At 36.5% G+C, this 18620-nt stretch carries 12 protein-coding genes and 1 pseudogene; 9 read left to right on the top strand and 4 right to left on the bottom strand.

Annotated elements, in window-relative coordinates; genetic code table 11:
- Positions 1-216 precede the first annotated feature (216 nt).
- Together hrpA and H4J70_RS13280 are read left to right on the top strand one after the other, a co-directional pair.
- Positions 217-4116, top strand: a complete 3900-nt coding sequence (gene hrpA, locus H4J70_RS13285) for an ATP-dependent RNA helicase HrpA (protein WP_404842495.1) — start codon at positions 217-219, stop codon at positions 4114-4116.
- Positions 4117-4214: 98 nt separating this feature from the next.
- Positions 4215-4514 (top strand): PilZ domain-containing protein, encoded by a 300-nt coding sequence (locus tag H4J70_RS13280; RefSeq protein WP_070376724.1) that lies wholly within the window; start codon positions 4215-4217, stop codon positions 4512-4514.
- 90 nt (positions 4515-4604) lie between these two features.
- On the opposite strand, the gene H4J70_RS13275 is transcribed toward H4J70_RS13280, so the two are convergent.
- The gene (locus H4J70_RS13275) at positions 4605-5795 is read right to left on the bottom strand and encodes a class I SAM-dependent methyltransferase (protein WP_070376725.1); all 1191 of its coding nucleotides are present in this window, start codon (positions 5793-5795) and stop codon (positions 4605-4607) included.
- A 112-nt stretch (positions 5796-5907) separates the two neighbouring features.
- On the opposite strand from H4J70_RS13275, the gene H4J70_RS13270 reads away from it, so the two are divergent.
- Together H4J70_RS13270 and H4J70_RS13265 are read left to right on the top strand one after the other, a co-directional pair.
- The gene (locus tag H4J70_RS13270; RefSeq protein WP_070376726.1) at positions 5908-6177 is read left to right on the top strand and encodes an acylphosphatase; all 270 of its coding nucleotides are present in this window, start codon (positions 5908-5910) and stop codon (positions 6175-6177) included.
- Positions 6178-6235: 58 nt separating this feature from the next.
- Positions 6236-7204, top strand: coding sequence for an NAD(P)H-quinone oxidoreductase (locus H4J70_RS13265; protein ID WP_182251267.1), 969 nt, complete (start codon positions 6236-6238; stop codon positions 7202-7204).
- A 14-nt stretch (positions 7205-7218) separates the two neighbouring features.
- Here the strand turns inward: H4J70_RS13265 and H4J70_RS13260 are convergent, their stop codons facing one another.
- Entirely contained in the window at positions 7219-8004 is a 786-nt protein-coding gene (locus H4J70_RS13260; protein ID WP_182251266.1) for a PEP-CTERM sorting domain-containing protein, read from the bottom strand.
- 320 nt (positions 8005-8324) lie between these two features.
- Here H4J70_RS13260 and prsT point away from each other — a divergent pair, with 320 nt between their 5' ends.
- On the top strand, positions 8325-11156 hold the full coding sequence (gene prsT / locus H4J70_RS13255; RefSeq protein ID WP_182251265.1) for an XrtA/PEP-CTERM system TPR-repeat protein PrsT: 2832 nt from the start codon (positions 8325-8327) through the stop codon (positions 11154-11156).
- Between the two features lie 16 nt (positions 11157-11172).
- Here prsT and H4J70_RS13250 read toward each other — a convergent pair whose 3' ends face one another.
- Complete coding sequence (locus H4J70_RS13250) at positions 11173-12144, bottom strand: integron integrase (protein ID WP_182214389.1); 972 nt, start codon at positions 12142-12144, stop codon at positions 11173-11175.
- Between the two features lie 239 nt (positions 12145-12383).
- On the opposite strand from H4J70_RS13250, the gene H4J70_RS13245 reads away from it, so the two are divergent.
- The 3 genes and pseudogenes from H4J70_RS13245 to H4J70_RS13235 all read left to right on the top strand — a co-directional run bounded on the left by H4J70_RS13245 (position 12384) and on the right by H4J70_RS13235 (position 15634).
- Positions 12384-12818 carry an N-acetyltransferase gene (locus H4J70_RS13245; RefSeq protein ID WP_182251264.1) on the top strand — a complete coding sequence of 145 codons (435 nt, stop codon included), beginning with the start codon at positions 12384-12386 and terminating at the stop codon, positions 12816-12818.
- A 122-nt stretch (positions 12819-12940) separates the two neighbouring features.
- Positions 12941-13201 (top strand): hypothetical protein, encoded by a 261-nt coding sequence (locus H4J70_RS13240; RefSeq protein WP_182251263.1) that lies wholly within the window; start codon positions 12941-12943, stop codon positions 13199-13201.
- Between the two features lie 997 nt (positions 13202-14198).
- Positions 14199-15634, top strand: a pseudogene (locus H4J70_RS13235) (IS1182 family transposase).
- Between the two features lie 551 nt (positions 15635-16185).
- Here the strand turns inward: H4J70_RS13235 and H4J70_RS13230 are convergent.
- Positions 16186-17322, bottom strand: a complete 1137-nt coding sequence (locus tag H4J70_RS13230; RefSeq protein WP_182251262.1) for an ISAs1 family transposase — start codon at positions 17320-17322, stop codon at positions 16186-16188.
- A 105-nt stretch (positions 17323-17427) separates the two neighbouring features.
- On the opposite strand from H4J70_RS13230, the gene H4J70_RS13225 reads away from it, so the two are divergent.
- The coding region (locus H4J70_RS13225; RefSeq protein WP_182251261.1) for a hypothetical protein at positions 17428-18620 on the top strand (1193 nt) is incomplete at its 3' end.

Raw genomic sequence — 18620 nt, 5'->3', positions numbered from 1 at the left:
CTCTGCCTATTTGTACCACTTGATTGAAGTGGTACAGACTTAATAAAGCTGGTAAAATTATTTTTTGCTATTTTGTTTGGGTCAACCTTGTCTTCTGAAAAATCTATTACTACCTCTTCTGAATCTCAGCGCAGCCAAGTTATTAACATTGATAAGCTTTTTAGCCGCCTTGGATTGTGTTTTAAATCTGATCAGTTTCGTTTGAAAAAACGCTTAATGTCGAGCAAGAAAATCACTGATAGTGACAAAAAGCAAAAATCACTCAGTCAAATTTCTGCCCATATTGATGAGTCAATCGAAAAAAAGCAGCGTAAAATTCAGAATGTTCCAAAAATCACCTATCCAGAAGATTTGCCGGTATCACAAAATTCTGACGTTATCGCTAAAGCGATAACTGAAAACCAAGTGATTATTATTGCGGGTGAAACAGGCTCGGGCAAAACGACTCAAATTCCAAAAATTTGTCTTGCTTTAGGTCGTGGTATAGACGGCATGATTGGTCATACTCAGCCACGTCGTATTGCGGCGCGAACAGTTGCTACACGTATTGCTGATGAATTATCGACAACATTAGGCGACGCGGTTGGTTATAAAGTCCGTTTTAATGACTTAGTGAGTGAAAATAGCTATATAAAATTAATGACCGACGGTATTTTATTGGCAGAAATGCAACATGACCGTTTACTGCGAAAATACGATACGATTATTATTGATGAAGCGCATGAACGTAGTTTAAATATAGACTTTTTATTGGGGTATTTGCGCGAAATATTACCTAAACGTCCTGATTTAAAAATCATTATTACTTCGGCAACCATCGACCCAGAAAGATTTTCACAGCATTTTGCTTCAGCAGAGGGCAAACCCGCGCCTATTATTGAAGTCTCGGGGCGAACATTCCCTGTTGAAATCCTCTATCGTCCGCTTAATGGCGACAATAATGATGAAACAGAAGAAGTAAGTAGTAACGATATCATTAGTGGTATTTTGCAAGCCGTTGACGAACTTGGCCATATCAGCCAAGGCGATATTCTTATTTTTCTAAATGGCGAGCGCGAAATACGAGACGCCGCATTAGCCTTAGAAAGAGCAAATTTACGACACACCCAAGTGTTGCCTTTATATTCACGGTTAACGGTACAAGAGCAAAATAGAATTTTTAAACCACACAGTGGCCGTAATATTGTGCTCGCCACTAACGTTGCAGAAACCAGCTTAACCGTACCAGGTATCAAATATGTTATTGACCCGGGTACCGCGCGTATTTCTCGTTACAGTTACCGCACTAAAGTACAGCGTTTGCCTATAGAAGCTATTTCTCAAGCCAGTGCTAATCAAAGAGCAGGGCGTTGTGGTCGTGTTTCAGCGGGTGTATGTTTACGTTTATACAGTGAAGAGGACTTTCTTGGTCGCCCTGAATTTACTGATCCTGAAATATTGCGTACTAATTTAGCGACAGTTATTTTACAAATGCTGGCGCTTGATCTCGGCGAAATCAGTGACTTTCCTTTTGTTCAGCCACCGGACAGTCGTAATATTAATGACGGTGTTTCATTGCTTGAAGAATTAGCGGCGATAGAAAAACAGCAAAACAAAGTGGTATTAACCAAAGCGGGGCGGATGTTAGCAAAATTCCCCACCGATCCACGTTTATCAAAAATGATTCTGTCTGCTATTGATTTAGGCTGTATTGAGCAAATTTTTATTATTGTTAGTGCGGTAAGTATTCAAGATCCGCGTGAACGTCCCCATGAAAAACAGCAAGCGGCAGATGAAAAACATAATCGCTTTAAAGACAAAGAGTCTGACTTTATCAGCTTGCTTAATTTGTGGCACTACATTCAACAGCAACAAAAAGCTCTGACTAATAACCAATTTCGAAATATGTGTAAAAAAGAGTTTTTAGCTTATATGCGTATTCGTGAATGGCAAGACATTTTTAGTCAGCTTAAATATACACTGCGCGATTTAAACATTCCAATGAGCGGAGTTGAATATACTCCGCCATCGTTAGATGCTAATAATACCGATGTAAGTAAAAAAACTGAGCCAGTAGAAAGTAATAATAACAATATTATTCATCAAGCTATCTTGTCAGGTTTACTCAGTCATTTAGGGCAACTTGACGAAAACAGAGAATATAAAGGTGCACGCAATAGCCGATTCTTCATATTTCCGGGGTCGGGTGTCGCAAAGAAATCACCTAAGTGGATAATGGCAACTGAATTGGTTGAAACCAGCCGTTTGTTTGCCCGTATGGTCGCAAAGATAGACCCACAGTGGATAGAGCCTTTAGCCGAACATCTTATTAAGCGCAATTATAGCGAACCGCACTGGGAGAAAAAGCAAGGTGCGGTAATGGCTTTTGAACAAGTGATGCTATATGGCCTGACCATAGTTGCAAAAAGAAAGATCAGCTTCAATCATATTGAACCGCATACCTGCCGTGAGATATTTATTCGTGAAGCATTAGTCAATGGTGATAGCACCCTTAATGAAAAATTCTATCAGCAAAATCACCAACTAGTTGCGAGCATTGAGAAGTTAGAGCAAAAAGCTCGCCGTAAAGACTTTTTAGTCGATGAAGAACGTTTAGTTGAGTTCTATGATGAAAAGTTGCCAGAAACCATTATTTGCCAACGTAGTTTTTTGTCATGGTGGAAAAAGTCTAAACAAAAAAATGCTCAGTTACTTAATTTTACCGAAGCCTTTTTATTAAACGAAACGGCTAAAGTATTATCGGCCAACGATTATCCTGATGTTTGGCATCAAGGTAATTTGACCTTGCCGTTAAGTTATCATTTTACCCCAGGCGATATAGATGATGGGATAAGCTTACATATTCCCGTAGGTATTTTAAATCAAATTGAAAATCGTGATTTTGATTGGTTAATTCCAGCGTTGCGACTAGAACTTATTATTGCCTTGATCAAAGGCTTACCTAAATCTTCACGACGAAATTTTGTGCCAGCTCCTAACTACGCAGAAGCTTGTTTGTCAGCGATTAGTGAGGGGGACGGTAAGTTAGTTGCCGCTGTTGAAAAACATTTATTAAGAATGACGGGGGTGCGTTTACCCGAAGATATTTGGCAAGATGTTGAATTGCCCATTCACCTAACGATGAATTTTAAGGTGATTGACGAAAAAGGTGTGCTTATTAATCAAAGCCGTAAGCTTGAACAGTTAAAAGCCTCTTTGCAAGGAAAAGTAAAAGCATCAATTAAGAAAGTGGCTGATAAAGGAATAGAACGTGAACAAATTACTAGCTGGGATTTCAACAACATTCCCAAAGGCTATGAAAAAAATATTGCTAATATCACCATAAAAGCTTTTCCAGCCTTAGTTGATAAAAATAAAACGGTTGCTATAGAATTATTTGAACAAGAAAGTCTTGCTGAGCAAGCGATGGTTAATGGTGTGAGTCGTTTAATTTTATTAAACATACCTTCTCCAGTTAAATATCTACAACAAAAATTGCCTAATAAAGCTAAGTTAAGCCTATATTTTAACCCTTTTGGTTCAATACCTGATTTATTAGACGATTGTATACTCGCTGCTTGCCAGCACTTGGTGAAAGAGCATGGCGACATACCACGTAACCAAAATGATTTTGAAAAAGCTAAAGACCATGTTCGTGCTGAACTTGCCGACTGTGTGCTCGTGTCAGCATTAAAAGTAGAAAAAGTATTAACCTTAACCCATGAAATAGGGAAAAAACTAAAGGGTCGAATGTCTTTAGAGGTTATTCAAGCACAAGCCGACATTAAAGAACAACTTGGCTTACTGGTGTTTAAAGGTTTTGTGACCGCTTCTGGTCATCAACGATTAGAAGATATTGCGCGTTACTTACAAGCGATGTTAAGACGTATGGAAAAGCTGCCGGTTGATCCCAACCAAGACCGATTGAAAATGTTAGAGGTTGCGAAAGTAAATGATGTTTATTTAGCGTTGCTTGCCAAACAGAGCAAAGGCAAGCCTATTGTTGATGACATTTTAGCGGTTCGCTGGATGATAGAAGAATTTCGTGTTTCGATATTTGCGCAAAATTTAAAGACAGCTTATCCGGTCTCTGCAAAGCGAATTTTAAATCATTTGAAAGAAATTTCAGCAGATTAAGTCGATTTAATCAACAATTCAAGTTTGAAATTTGACACTAAACACTACAATGGGTATAAAAGAGACAATAAAAATTTAAATAATAATATGGAGTAGTAATGGTTAACTTTGATGATAAACGAGATTTCTATCGGATGATGTTAAATAGTGATGTAACCGTGACCATTATCGACGATGAAGCGAACAGTCAAATATTAGCGACTTGTCGAGACTTAAGTGCGACTGGTATGGCGATTGAAATGACGCATCCTTTAGAGCTTAATACCCATGTTAAAGTTAGTGTGCGGTCTGCGAGCAGCAATGTTCAACCGTTGGAAGTTTCAGGGAAAATAGTACGCGTCACCGAAGAGGGTGAAGAGTGCTTTTTAATTGGAATTAATATTGCCGAAATAGATTAAAGACTGAGCCTTAACTAGGCAATAAAAAAACTAATAAAAAACGAGCACTAAGTGCTCGTTTTTTATTTTAAGACAGTCACAAAAAGTGAGCTAACTTACTTGGCAGACTAAGCCTTTCAAATAATAACCTTCTGGGTAGTTACTCGATATTGGATGATCACCAGCTTGTTGCAAGCGCTCAACAAAGTGCACCTCGCGACGAGCATCAAGAGCGGCATCAGCAACTACTTTTTGAAATAGGCTTGCTTCCATTAAACCAGAGCAAGAAAAGGTCAGTAATATACCGTTTGGCTTGAGTAATTGCATAGCAAGCATATTAATGTCTTTGTAACCACGACATGCACCGGTTAGTTGTGCTTTTGATTCAACAAATTTAGGTGGGTCTAAAATTATCATATCAAACTGACGTTTTTCTTCGCGATATTGTCTGAGTAACTTAAATACATCTGCTTTAACAAAAGAAACATTCTTGTCTTGCAGGTTATTAAGGGCAATATTTTCTTCGGCTAAGTCGAGTGCCGATTGAGAAACATCAACATTGATAACTTCTTTAGCGTCATTTGCTGCACAATGTAAGGCGAATGTTCCGGTATAAGAAAAACAATTAAGGACTGATTTATTTTTAGCATATCGACCTGCAGTCACACGAGAATCACGTTGATCTAAATAAAAACCTGTTTTATGGCCTTTTGCGATATCAACATTAATCGATAAACCATGCTCTTTAATCACACATGCGGTTGACTCAAGTGGCTCTGTTAACCAACCTGTGATTGGCTCTAATCCTTCTTTTTTACGTACGTCAACATCAGAGCGTTCGTAGATGCTACATTGAGGATAGAGCTCTTTAATCACTTCAACTAAGGTATAACGTTGAAAGTCGGCACCGGCACTTAATAGTTGGCAAACAATTAAGTTATCGTATTTATCAATAGTTATACCGGGTAAACCGTCAGATTCACCAGCAATTAAACGATAACCGGTTAAACCGCCTTGTTCGATAAACCATTCACGTCGAGATTGAGCACTTATTAATTTTTTACGAAAAAATTCACTGTCAATTTCTTCATTTTCATTAAAGCTCCAAACTCTAACTCGAATCTGTGATTCTGGCGAGTAAGCACCGCGAGCAAGCCATTTTTCCTTGTGATCAAAGACATCAACGGTATCGCCTAACATCGGATTTCCCTTGATTTTATTAATCGCTTGAGAAAATATCCAAGGATGTTTTCGTAATAAAGACTTCTCTCGGCTTACTTTTAAATAAATTCTTGCTGACATGTGACTATACTTAATGAATTGGTAAATGAAATTGCGCAGAGTGTAGTCAATGCCAAGCTCGGGTGCAATCTTCACGTTAAGTTATTTCAGTCTACGTTAAGGAACAATAAGTATGAATGTTAGTTATATCGCCCATGTTAGCGGAAAAGTACAAGGGGTTTATTTTCGTGCGTCTAGCCAACAAGTCGCTATTGATTATGGTTTAAGTGGTTATGCAAAAAATTTGGATGATGGGGATGTAGAAATTTTAATTTGCGGTGAAGAAAAAGACGTAGATAAAATGTTAGCATGGCTCGCGTACGGACCACCAGAAGCTGAAGTGGTAAGTATGGAGAAAAAACAAGTTAAATGGCAACAACATAACTTTTTCGCGATTAGCTAATCTACTGTGTAGATAATTACCCGTAAAACGAACAAGCGTTTACAATTTAGAGGTTTTCTTGAAATATATTAACGTAACAAGCGATGAGCAGTTAACTTTTGCTGAAACACCCGTACCTGAGTTTTCGGCAGATGAGTGCTTAATTCGTGTAAAAGCTATTGGCGTGAACCGAGCCGATATTTTGCAGCGACAAGGAAAATATCCAGCCCCTAAAGGCGAGTCTACTATTTTAGGACTGGAGGTTTGTGGTGAAATTGTTGCTTGTGGTAGTGCGGTAAATAACTGGAAAATTAATGACAAAGTTTTTGGTTTGGTTGCTGGCGGTGGTTACGCAGAATATGTTGTTATAAAATCTAGCCAGTTATTTTATCTGCCTACTACCTTTACTTTTGAACAAGGTGCAGCTTGCGCAGAAACGTTTCTAACGGCCTACCAAAGTCTATTCTCAATTGCCCAGTTACAACCTAAGCAATCAGTGTTGATACATGCTGGTGCCAGTGGTGTTGGCTGTGCTGCTATTACACTTGCCAAAGCGAAAGACTGTTTTGTTGTTGTGACCGCTGGCAGTGAAGAAAAATGCCAAGCGTGTTTAAAATTAGGTGCAGATGTTGCGATTAACTACCATCAAAATTCTTTTGAACAATGGAAAAAAGCAAACGTTCCCGATGGCTTTAATGTCATTATTGATGTGGTGGGCGGAGATTACTTACAGAGAAACATCAATGTCGCCGCAGTCGATGGTCACATTGTTATTCTGTCTATTTTACAAGGCCGCTACTGCGAAAAAATTGACATAGGCAAGATGCTTTCAAAGCGAGTCAGTATTACAGCTTCAACCTTAAGAAACAGGAGCAATGATTATAAAGCTGAATTAGTGGCTAACTTTAAAGAAGACTTTGGCAAGTTACTTTGCGCAGGGCAGTTATTACCAGTTATTGATACTTGTTACCAATGGCAAAATGCCGATAAAGCCCATCAACGTATGTTGGAGAATGGTAATATCGGCAAGTTAGTACTAGTGGTTTAGTTAACTAATGTTAATTAGTTATTAGTAGAGATTTTTGTTTTAATTCGTAGCTTACGACGAGCACCTAATCCTAATAAACCTAGAGCTAAAATTGCTAAACTAGCAGGCTCTGGTACAGAAGTAGTTGAGTCGCCTGCACAGCCAGCCACTTTGTCACATAAGCCACCAAAAAAGGTAATGTGTGACAAGCCAAAATTCTTTCCATTTTGAGCATTAGGGGGAGTAACCCAATCGCCACTGGTTACTGATGCAGCTAAGTTCATACAAGCATAATTTAAGTTTGCGCCATCTGCAGCTTCATTACCAGCGTCACAAATAGAGTTATTGACACTATTATCTTCAATTAGCCAATGCAAGCGAAAGTCATTACTTGCTTTTGCTACCCAAAAACGTATATCCGGATACTTATATACGCCTTTGTTGAAAGTCCAAGTACCTGTTTTGTTTTCTTCTGTATTTCCAGGAATAGAAAACGCCCAATCTTCTTCTGCCACGTCGTCCTTATATGGGTCATATTCAGAATATGTGGAATTATCTAATATTGATTTACTAGAATCTTCATCATTAATATCAAACTTGGCAATAATATTAGATAGATACTGTGTACCATTAGTACCATCTACCACAGATATTACGCATTCAGATTCAGTATTTGGGAGATAGTAATTACATTCATTATACCCAGTTATTAATGCAGATACTTGGGTATAGCCAGCAAAGCTATTAAATGAAACTAAAGCTAGTGATGATATTATCATTAGCTTTGTTGTGTGTTTTTTAATACAACGGAAAATTGTCATTCTTAACTTCCAAATTATATGATAAATCTTGTACATGATGCTTACAATCAATGCAATAACTAAGCCGTAAAAAAAATATAGATTTAAAACAAGGTGATGTAGGCGTTAGGGCCCAGTTTTATCCTATTTCTCTAGAGTGTTGTAAAATATCCTGACAGTGTATTATGCTTGAGCAATATAGTTAAGCTAATAAATTGCTTTTTCATGAAAAGATTATAGCGCAATATTTATCTTATTAACGAGTAGATAATGGTTTTTATTGAAATGTTTACTGATAAAAAGCACAATCATCCTTGTCTTTTAAATTGTTCGAGAAGTTAATGGTGCGTCACGTTTTTATACCCAAAATATTTTTATTTTTATTTTTAATAACTTTTCAGCAAGTAGCTCAGGGGAATGATAAAGATGTGCTTGAACAAGCTAATATCGCTTTTAAAGATAACCGCCATAATGAAGCGCTCATTCATCTTAAAAACTTAACCCAAAAAGAACCCAATAATTTAGCGGCAAGGCTTTTAATGGCTGAGGTACTTATTGCTTTTGGCAAAGGGGCTACTGCAGAAGTTGAACTCAATTTTGCTGAAAATTTAGGGGCAGACAAAAACCGAACATTCTTGCTGTTTGCGGAAGCTTATTTATTACAAGGAAAATACCATGACACCATCAATCACCTAGACAAACAGGTGCAAGATGAAATACTCGCCGCCAAAATTTTTGTTTTAAGAGGCCATGCACAACTAGGCTTGCGACAGTTATCATTGTCAGCAGAAAATTACCAACAAGCGTTATTACTTAATGCGGTTAATATCGATGCAAAATTAGGTTTAGCGCAGGTGGCTTTAAATTATTATCGCTATGATGAAGCACAAACATATGTTGATGATGTACTCAGCGGTTTTTTCCCTCCAGTGAATGCTTGGATATTAAAAGCGAGTATCCACCAAAATATAGCTGAATTAGATATTGCTTTTAAAGCTATAAATAACGCTTTATTAGAAAACCCTAATCATATTCAGGCACTTATTTTACGCGCTAGTTTATATATAGAGTTTATTGAATACGAGAGCGCAAAAAAAGATATTTTGACGGTGCTTCAACTTGTGCCCAATGAACCTAAGGCCATGTTTTTATCAGCAATGATTGAAACCAGGGAAGACGAAAATTCAAATGCTAGGGAAAAACTTTCAAAATTAAGTGAATCATTGTCAACGCTTGACAATGATACCTTGGATAATAACCCTAGTTATTATTATTTGGCCAGTGTTGTGGCTTTTCAGCAAAACAATTATGAAGCAGCTGATCAATATATTAAAAATTATTTAAATATTGATCGCTTGAATATTAAAGCAATGACCTTCTCAGCGACAATTCACATCGCCATGAAAAACTATACCGCGGCATTGTCAGTATTGAATAAAGCCAATTTACAAAAAGAAAATAACCCTAAAGTTATCTCTCTTTTAGGGTTGGTCAGTTCTGAGCTTAAGCAATATGAGAAAGCAAAGTTTTACTTTCAAAAAGTTATTGAATTACTACCTGACTCATCGATTGCCTCGCAACAGTTAGCAAAAAATAGTATTGATATGGGGGCGTATCAACAGGCCATAGATACCTTGCTTTCAATCAACGCTTCATCGGAGTATCAGTCAACCATTAGTTTTTTATTGGTGCAAGCCTATGTAAAGTCAGGGCAAATGACTAAAGCGGTAGCGCTTGCTGAAAAATTAGTTAAAGCACAACCAGATAATAAAGAGTTCCTTCATCATCTCGGTTTTATTTATCAAATAGTGGGTGATTATAATAAAGCAAAACAAGCATTCGAACATGCTCTTAGTATCGACGCTTTACACATTAAATCACTGATTAGTTTGGCAGAAACACTACTTGCGACGGGCAAAATAAAAGCATCGTTTGAATTATTAGAGCAAGCACTTTTAAAACAAGAAAATAATAAAGAACTCATTAGTGCTTTAGGGAAGAATTATACTCAAACCAGACAATTTAAAGAGTCAATCGTTTGGTTTAAGAGGGCTTATAATATAGAACCCAATAATAAAGACTTACTTAAACAATTGTCTTTTAGCTACATGGCGGCAGGCGAACCCGTCGAAGCAATAGAAATAATAGAAAGTTATTTATCTAATCATGAAAAAACGGCTGATTTATTTGTATTACTAGGCAATTACTATCAGCAACAAAACAATTTTGACAAAGCACTGCAAAGCTTCAACAATGCTATAAAATTTGATGGTGATAAAGGGAAGGTCTATTTTTATATAGCCCAATTTTACCAAGCAAATAATAAACCAGATGATGCCCTTGAAGCCTATAAAAAGTCTATTGCCTGGTCTGAAAATAAGCAGATACCGTTAGTGGCGGCAAGTCAGTTTTTGAATCAACAGAAAAAACCTCTTGAAGCGATTAAGCTTGCTAATGATTTTTTAGAAAGTTATTCAACTAAATTACAGATGATTTTGGCGCATTCTTATTATTTGTCTGGCCAATATGATAATGCTGAAAAGAGCTATAAAAAGACATTAGCATTAACACCACCTCAAGATGAATATCATGACAATATTGTCGTTGGTTTAAGTCTGGTGTATCAAGCACAAAAACGAAATAGCAAAGCAACTCAGCTATTGACAAAGTATTTGAACAAAGAGCCGATGAATTTTTTAATGAATTCTTCGCTAGCAGAAATTTATATGATTAATGAGCAGTGGAAAAAAGCTTACGATATTTATATTTTGTTGTTAACCAAATATGCACAACAAGCCGTATTACATAATAATGCAGCGTTTGCTGCTTTGAATTTAGCCTTGTATGATGAGGCAGAAAAGCATAGTTTAGCGTCTTTAGCTATTACAAAAAACCACCCTGATTCCCTCGATACACTTGGCTGGATTTATTATCATACTCAAGAATTTGATAAAGCACTGCCACTATTTCGCCAAGCGCTTGCACTAGATTACTCTAAAATTGAAATTAAATATCATTTAGCGTTAACCCTAAAAGCGCTTAATCGAGAAAAAGAGGCTTTTAATACCTTATTAGAAGTGGTTAATAGTAAACGTGATTTTCCAGAGAAAAAAGAGGCTCAACAATGGTTAAAATTATGGGCTGATGCTCTACGTACTGATAATGATATTTAGATATCATTATTATGCTCTAAAGCAAGTCAGATAAAGGGCTTCGAACACCATTAGCGCCATGCTCAAGTACATGGGTATAAATTTGAGTTGTACGTAAATCGCTGTGCCCTAGTTGTTCTTGAACTGTTCTTATATCAGCCCCTCTTTGCAATAAATGCGTAGCAAATGAATGCCTTAAAGTATGACAAGTTATTACCTTATTTAACTTCAATTGATTTGCTGCTTTTTTAACTGACTTTTGAATACTACTTTCATTGAGGTGATGCCGACTAAGGTATTTGAATTCTGGTTCAATACTTAATCGAGCAGAAGGAAATAAATATTGCCACTTGAATTCTTTTGCGGCATTGGGGTATTTGCGATTAAGAGCATTTGGAATCCAGACGCCTTTATAGTCAATATTTTCTATATCGCTAGTATGATATTTATTAGTCCTTTGAATTTGGCGGTACAGTTCAGGTATAAGCTCAGTGGCGAGGGTAACTCGACGATGTTTGTTCCCTTTACCGTTCCAAACTGCGATACAGTGATAATTAAAGTCTATATCTTGTACTCTTAAACGAATAGCCTCCATTAGTCTTAAGCCACTACCATATAATAGGCTTACTAATAAATGATGTTGTGAGGGTATTTTTGATAGAAGTTTCATTACTTCTGTGGGTGTAAGCACATCAGGTAATTTTCTAGGCCGGCGGCTTAAGTTAAAGTTTAGCTTTAAACTTAATTCGTTTTTTAAAATTTCTTTGTATAAAAAAGCTAATGCATTCAGTGCAAGTGACTGGGTAGCTGTTGAAACGTTTTGTTGATTAACTAAATAACTGAGAAATCTCTCAACTTCGATATCCCCCATGAGTGCAGGGTGAGTTTTATTTGAGTAATTTATAAAATACTTTATCCAATGAATATAAGTTTCTATGGTTCTTTTCGCGTATCTTAAGTTACGCATATGCTCTTCGATACTCATTAAAAAAGGCGATTTAGCGTCCATAATATAAAATCCATTTACTGTTGTTATATACAGTTTAGCTGGTGTTCGGTTCTTTTGCCAATATACCGAAAGATTCGGCGTTGCACCTTTTGAAATATTTAATAATAATAAAATGTTAGTGTTGTTATTATGTTGTAAAGTATGATAATTGTAACTGTAAATAAACAAGGAATGCTAAGTGTTATATATTGCTTAGTTTTTCGGTCTAATAAGCTGTTAGGCAACTAAGGAGGTCAATCATGAATCTCAGCATCGAAGTTGCTAAGGAGTGTGATAAGGAGTACTTCTTCGAGTTGTATTGTCAGTCGATGAAAGGCCATATTCAAACTCTTTGGGGTTGGAATCAAAATTGGCAAAAGAATGACTCCGAAGAACGTTGGGCTTCCTGTGAAAACTATTTACTTTACAATACAGTAAAGAGAGTTGGATACTTTCAAGTTGCAGAGGTAAAAGGTGAAACATACATTATGATGTTTATCATCGATGTAAAGTATCGTTCAAAAGGAGTTGGCAGTCGTGCACTAGATCTACTTAAGGGTTTACTCTCAAATAAATCAGTATCATTACGAGTGTTTAAAACAAACCAGAAAGCACTGTCCTTTTATAAAAAAAATGGTTTCTCAATCACAGAGCAAGAAAATGAATTTTATGTAATGCATCATAAAGTTGCCTAACAAGGGTTTTCAAGTCGGACAAATTACAGTTGGCTTTTTGTTCGTTCCTCTCTTATTTTAGCCAACTGCAATTTGCCGCTTAAAACGGCGTTATGTTTCAATCATGGAAGGTGCCATTAAATATGTTTGGTTTTATATTTAAATATATATTCTTTAGTATTATTAACGTCGTTTTGTTCCTCTTAGCAAGTTTTGCTTTAATGGCGTTACTACCTGAAACGGTTGTAAATGGCGATACATTTGAGTTGGTCTATGGATTAGTTTTTATTTCTTTTCTAGTTCTAACTGGTTTTGTAGTAAACCATCAAATCACCCCCAAAGTTGGCTTTATCGAAGGCTGGAAACTTGGGTTTCTAAGTGTGAAAATGTATATTAAGCCCTGAGTAGTTGAAACATAACAAGAACTTAAAGAGGGACAAAATACAGTTGGCTGTTTTGTTCACTCCGTTCACCTATTTTAGCCAACTCTATTTTGCCCCTTAAGTGGGCGTTAGAAGCCAGTGAATGAATCTAGCTCAGAAGTATTTAAAATTTATAAATGACGGGAATGCTCTTTGGACTGAATTATTAATTATTCTTCCAACTTGTATTGCTACATATTTATTATTTCCTGAAATCGAATATACTCTTAAACTAATTATCAGTGGCATCTTATGTATCTCTATCGTAATTATTCATTTTAGTATTGGTATTTATTCACTCATAAAAAGGGATTATGCAAGCTTCTTAAACTTCGTTGTTCTACCAATATTTATTGGTGTTTTTATGTTGGTATTTGGTTACAGGTAAATGGCTTCTAACAAGACATTAAAGCAGGAAAATTTACAGTTGGCTGTTTTCACTGCGTTCAACATTTTAGCCAACTACAAATTTCCTCTTAATGGGGCGTATGTGGATTTTATTTATTCAATTAAATCAGTTGATTAATTCAAATAATTTTACTTTGTGACAAGATTGTGACTTGAAAGTGACAAGCTTACTTTTTTAATAAATACCATGTGATTTAGCCCCTAAAACCTGAATTACTATTAATTTAAATAAATAGGTAAGATTTTAACGAGCAAAGCACTAAGATAATGAAGCGAAAATCTTTGCCCGCTTAAGTTAAACCGAACTTTGAATTATAAGTTAGGGTAGACGAATTTCTTGGTATTTCTATCTCACTGTGGTGCACAAATGTTAGATAGGTTTTATAGCGAGTTGGTTACGAGTATCAATGCCTGCTTATGACTTCAGTTAGCCCAGCCTGTGTGAAAACGTTTTGATCACTTTTTCGAATAAGCACCGGATACTTATGATCAATCAATCTCAAAACAAGATAATATATCACTCAATATTTGCTATAATATTCATTAGGTTAATTGATTATATGTTGGCTGTATGTCACGTCATATTAAAAGTTTATCTCGCTCCCAAGCAACCCTCTTTCCAGAAATGCTTGAAGATTTTGTCGCTAAAGAAAATCCTGTTAGAGTAATTGATGTATTTGTCGATGGTTTAGATTTAGAAAACCTTGGTTTCAAAGGTGTTCAATCTAAAGCAACTGGCCGACCTGGTTATAACCCCGCCATATTACTCAAAATTTATATCTATGGTTATTTAAACCGAATTCAGTCATCACGCTGTCTAGAGCGAGAAACACAACGTAATGTTGAACTTATGTGGCTCACGGAGCGTTTATCTCCAGACTTTAAAACGATTGCTGACTTTAGAAAAGATAACCACAGTGGAATTAAAAACACCTGTAAAACCTTCGTTCAAATGTGCCATAAATTCAATATGTTTAGTGAAGCGACTGTTGCTATAGATGGTAGTAAGTTTAAGGCATCCAACAACAAAGATAAAAACTACACTCCAAGTAAAATGAAGTCCCATATTGAGCGAGTAGAAAAGCATATTAATAATTATTTTTTGAAGCTTGAACAGTCAGATTCACAAGAGAACACATCACAATACATTGCTAATATTGAATCTAAATTAGATTTCTTAAAACAACACCTCGTTGAACTAAAAGAGATGGAATTAGCCGTCAATAATCATCCTGATAAACAAGTATCAACAGTCGATCCTGATTCTCGCTTGATGAAAACACAGGGCATGACACGAGCGATTTGCTATAACATACAAAGCGCTGTGGATACGAAACATCATTTAATTGTTGCTCACGAAGTCACCAATACAACAGATAGAGGGCAGTTGTGCAATATGACCAAACTGACACTAAAGCGTTAGGGAAAAGTGTTACAACAATATTGGCAGATAAGGGTTATTACAGCCGACAAGATATTAAAGATACTCAAGATTTAGGTGTATCGACTCTTGTACCAAAAACCGATACATCAGGCTCAGAAAAGAAGGGAATTTTTAACAAGTCACTGTTTGAATATAATCAAGATAATGATGTTTATATTTGCCCTGCGGGCAATGAGCTTCAACATCGATTCAATGCGATAGAAGGAGGGTTAGATATCAAAATTTACTTCAATGGTATGGCTTGTAAAAATTGTACTATCCGAAGCCAATGTACCCGTTCTAAAAAAGAGCCAAGAAGAATGAGACGTTGGGTCCATGAAGCTGATATGGAAAAAATGGAAACCTTGCTCAAAGCAACGCCTGATGCGATGCTTCAACGAAAACAAACGGTTGAACATCCCTTTGGTACGATTAAGTTGTGGGCAGGAGCCACGCACCTTTTAACAAGAGGGTTTAAAAGTGTCAGTACAGAATTGAACCTGCATGTATTGGCGTATAATTTAAAAAGAATGCTCAATATATTTGGAATAGAAAAGTTGATGAAGGAAGTGATGTTGCCGTAAGAGGTAACTCTTTCCTTAAAAGACCCAAATATGTTCCAAATAAGAGCCAACATGAGCAATTTTGAACGAATAAAAACTATAAAGCATGGATATTCATAAATATCGGCTTCGCTACGCGAAGCCTTATAAAGAGCTGATATAAACCCTCAATAATGAAAACTTACAATAATTAGTTTTCACACAGGCTGAGCCAAAAGCGGAAGTAGAGCAATCATCAACATAGCGCAGGTCATGCCAAAGAGAAGACATTAGCGATTAAAACAATAAACCTTATTCGGATTAGGTTTTGTATCAATAATGGTCATATTAAAGAGATAAGTCATTGTTGACTGAAATCGTGAACGAAGTGACCAAAACTTCTAATCTCACTTGCTCCCATCTTACAAGATAACAATATTTTAATATTTTAATATTTTATAAAAACAATAAGCAATATAAAACAGTACTTAACAAAGTAAATCAAGCGTCTCGCCCGTGACTTCTGCATGCCTTTCCTTATCATAAGATGACTACAGAATACAAAGAATATCAATATTCTTTGTATTCCACGGCTAGCGCATTTTAATCCCTGACTCCAACAGGGTTGAACGATATTCATCGTCCAATCCTGCCATTTTCTTTTTGGCCGCCATACTGGCTCGTTTCGTATCATCTTGCTTAAACAATGCCATCGCTATCTTTCTCATGACGTTAAATACCAACGGACCTTGAGCTTTACGTATTCGCGACTCATCTTCTCGAAACGTCATATCAAGTACCCAGTGCATACTTTCTACCTGCCAATGGCTGCGCACGGAATTTAGAGCCTGCTTGGCGTCTAAGTCTAATGAGCTAATATACCAACGTGTTTCCTTTGTCTCTTTCCCTGTACTTTTTTCAATAACATCTGATGTCACTTTGATAATGGTTTTTAGACCTTTCCACTGATATTTTTTATCTAGCCATGTTTTATCAATCAATAATTGCTGGAAAGTTCTTGTTTCGATCCTCCCATGCCCATAGCTGACATCACTGTGCTGGGAAAATATCTTATCAGATAAACCTTCTCGCTCCATTTTATGCCACCAGGCCTCGAGTTCGGCCTGCATACCTGAATGGTTCCCCTTAAGAGCAAGAATATAGTCCGCTTTTTGTTTAATTATTTGTTGGGCTATTTCACGTTGGCAGCCCATGGCATCAAGTGTAATAATACTATCTTCAATATCTAACATCGTTAACAGCTCTGGGATTGCTGTAATCTCATTGGTTTTATTTCCGACAGCTACTTGTCCTAAAACCAATTGATGCTGACAACTCCAGGCGCTAACAGTATGGAGGGCACTTTTTCTATCTTTGGTGGAAAAAGAACGTCGTGCCGTTTTACCGTCAACTGCAATTACATCGCAGCCAGTCTTTTTGACAAGTGAGGATATCCAAGACTGAAATGCTTTCTCAATTTCATCACTTTTTAATCTACAAATTACACGTGCGATAGTGTCATGGCGTGGAATACCCGCTTCAAAAGAGCCATATTGACGCAGCCAATCTAGCTTTATATGTCCAAAGTTTTCAATATCTTCCCAGCCTTCAGAGCCAGACATAACCGCACTTATCGCGAGTAATAAAATATCCATCAGGTTATGCTTTTTACAGCGTTCTATGCGTGGATCAGAAATTGAATCAAAGTGGGTCAAAAAAGTCGCGCTCATGTTAATTATCCTCAATGTATTATATTGAGATCTGATCGCGACTAAAGTAAAAAGTTCAATTTATAATGATCTTGCCGTGGTCCTACAGAACGATTTATCACCCCTTTGTTTGATTCTGTTACCTCGAAAGGTTACGAGCAACTGTATCTAAATAAAACTCACGACATTCCCTTACTTTGTTATAAAAATAATAATGCATGGCATGCGAAAGTGGCGATAAAAACATCGGGTAATGATGCGTTTTGGAGCTTTTTTAGTGATACCGATGAAAATTTTCATTTACCCGTACTACTGGGCAATAAAGAAATACAAAAGGCGCTAAACGAGAGAAATACGGTTGATAAATATGCCTTTATATTAAAATCTAAATATAAAGATACCTTCATTTATTCCCTTATTTGGTATGACGATTTTGTTAATAATAGAAGCGTTAAAGCTGTTTTTAATCATTATTTCAAAAACAGCCTTTTTCGAGTAGTCAAAATATCCTCATCGTTTATTAATTCTGAAGCAGATGCTTATGTTCCTTCTGCCTTGCCTTGTCATGTTCATCCTAAGATGGCTGTGTTAAATAGAGCAATCTCGAAAGCGGCCTTAGATATGATCAGTAATTGCGATCATATGATCACCCTCTCAGATATTACTAGCTTGTATGAAATAATACATCGACCGGTCAGTGAAGACATAACTGAATTAGAAAATTTATTACCGAAACGTTTTCAACTGAGTGCAGTTGACTCACTTGATGAAACCGAAATTGTAACGGCAGAAAATGATGACTCTAGAGGTGAAGACCGCTTTGTACTATCCTTTCAAATGGCAATTACACGCAGTAATAATGTTGTTACTCATATCCCCGGTATAACTAAAAATATCTCTATACAAGGCTTGTTAGTTAGCCTAGTAAAAGAAACTAAATTTAAAGCGGGTGAAGAAATTGAAATTGAATTAACCGTACCTTTTTCGGAACAAGATAGAACACTACAAAAACAGAAATACATTGTTTTAGGTTATGACAGCCATGGCGCTGTTCGACTATTAATGAATACAATTGAAAGTAAACATTTAGCTTGTAGGGCGATAAGAAAGTATATTTATCAACATGTTGATACCCTTGAAGCCTGTGGAAAACGTGGCAGTCGTATTTATGGTCTGCAAAAAGCGATGAGGAACATATATGCACACAATCATTTCTCTATTCCATTCTACTTAAAAGCAACTAAGCACCAACAATATATTAATGCGGCGAGCTTTAGTGGTAACTCTGCACTTAAGCACCTTGTCTATAAAAATGAAAA

The organism is Colwellia sp. BRX8-9 (genome assembly GCF_014077245.1).
Lineage (GTDB): Bacteria > Pseudomonadota > Gammaproteobacteria > Enterobacterales > Alteromonadaceae > Colwellia_A.
Note: the sequence above shows the minus strand (reverse complement) of the source record. Positions and strands in the feature narration are given on the sequence as shown.

Bases quoted from the DNA above. Each gene is read 5' to 3' on its own strand.
- H4J70_RS13230 (WP_182251262.1), bottom strand. From the start codon at position 17,322: ATGAGCGCGACTTTTTTGACCCACTTTGATTCAATTTCTGATCCACGC.
- H4J70_RS13275 (WP_070376725.1), bottom strand. From the start codon at position 5,795: ATGTCAGCAAGAATTTATTTAAAAGTAAGCCGAGAGAAGTCTTTATTA.
- hrpA (WP_404842495.1), top strand. From the start codon at position 217: ATGTCGAGCAAGAAAATCACTGATAGTGACAAAAAGCAAAAATCACTC.
- H4J70_RS13240 (WP_182251263.1), top strand. From the start codon at position 12,941: ATGTTTGGTTTTATATTTAAATATATATTCTTTAGTATTATTAACGTC.
- prsT (WP_182251265.1), top strand. From the start codon at position 8,325: ATGGTGCGTCACGTTTTTATACCCAAAATATTTTTATTTTTATTTTTA.
- H4J70_RS13280 (WP_070376724.1), top strand. From the start codon at position 4,215: ATGGTTAACTTTGATGATAAACGAGATTTCTATCGGATGATGTTAAAT.
- H4J70_RS13260 (WP_182251266.1), bottom strand. From the start codon at position 8,004: ATGACAATTTTCCGTTGTATTAAAAAACACACAACAAAGCTAATGATA.
- H4J70_RS13245 (WP_182251264.1), top strand. From the start codon at position 12,384: ATGAATCTCAGCATCGAAGTTGCTAAGGAGTGTGATAAGGAGTACTTC.
- H4J70_RS13270 (WP_070376726.1), top strand. From the start codon at position 5,908: ATGAATGTTAGTTATATCGCCCATGTTAGCGGAAAAGTACAAGGGGTT.
- H4J70_RS13250 (WP_182214389.1), bottom strand. From the start codon at position 12,144: ATGGACGCTAAATCGCCTTTTTTAATGAGTATCGAAGAGCATATGCGT.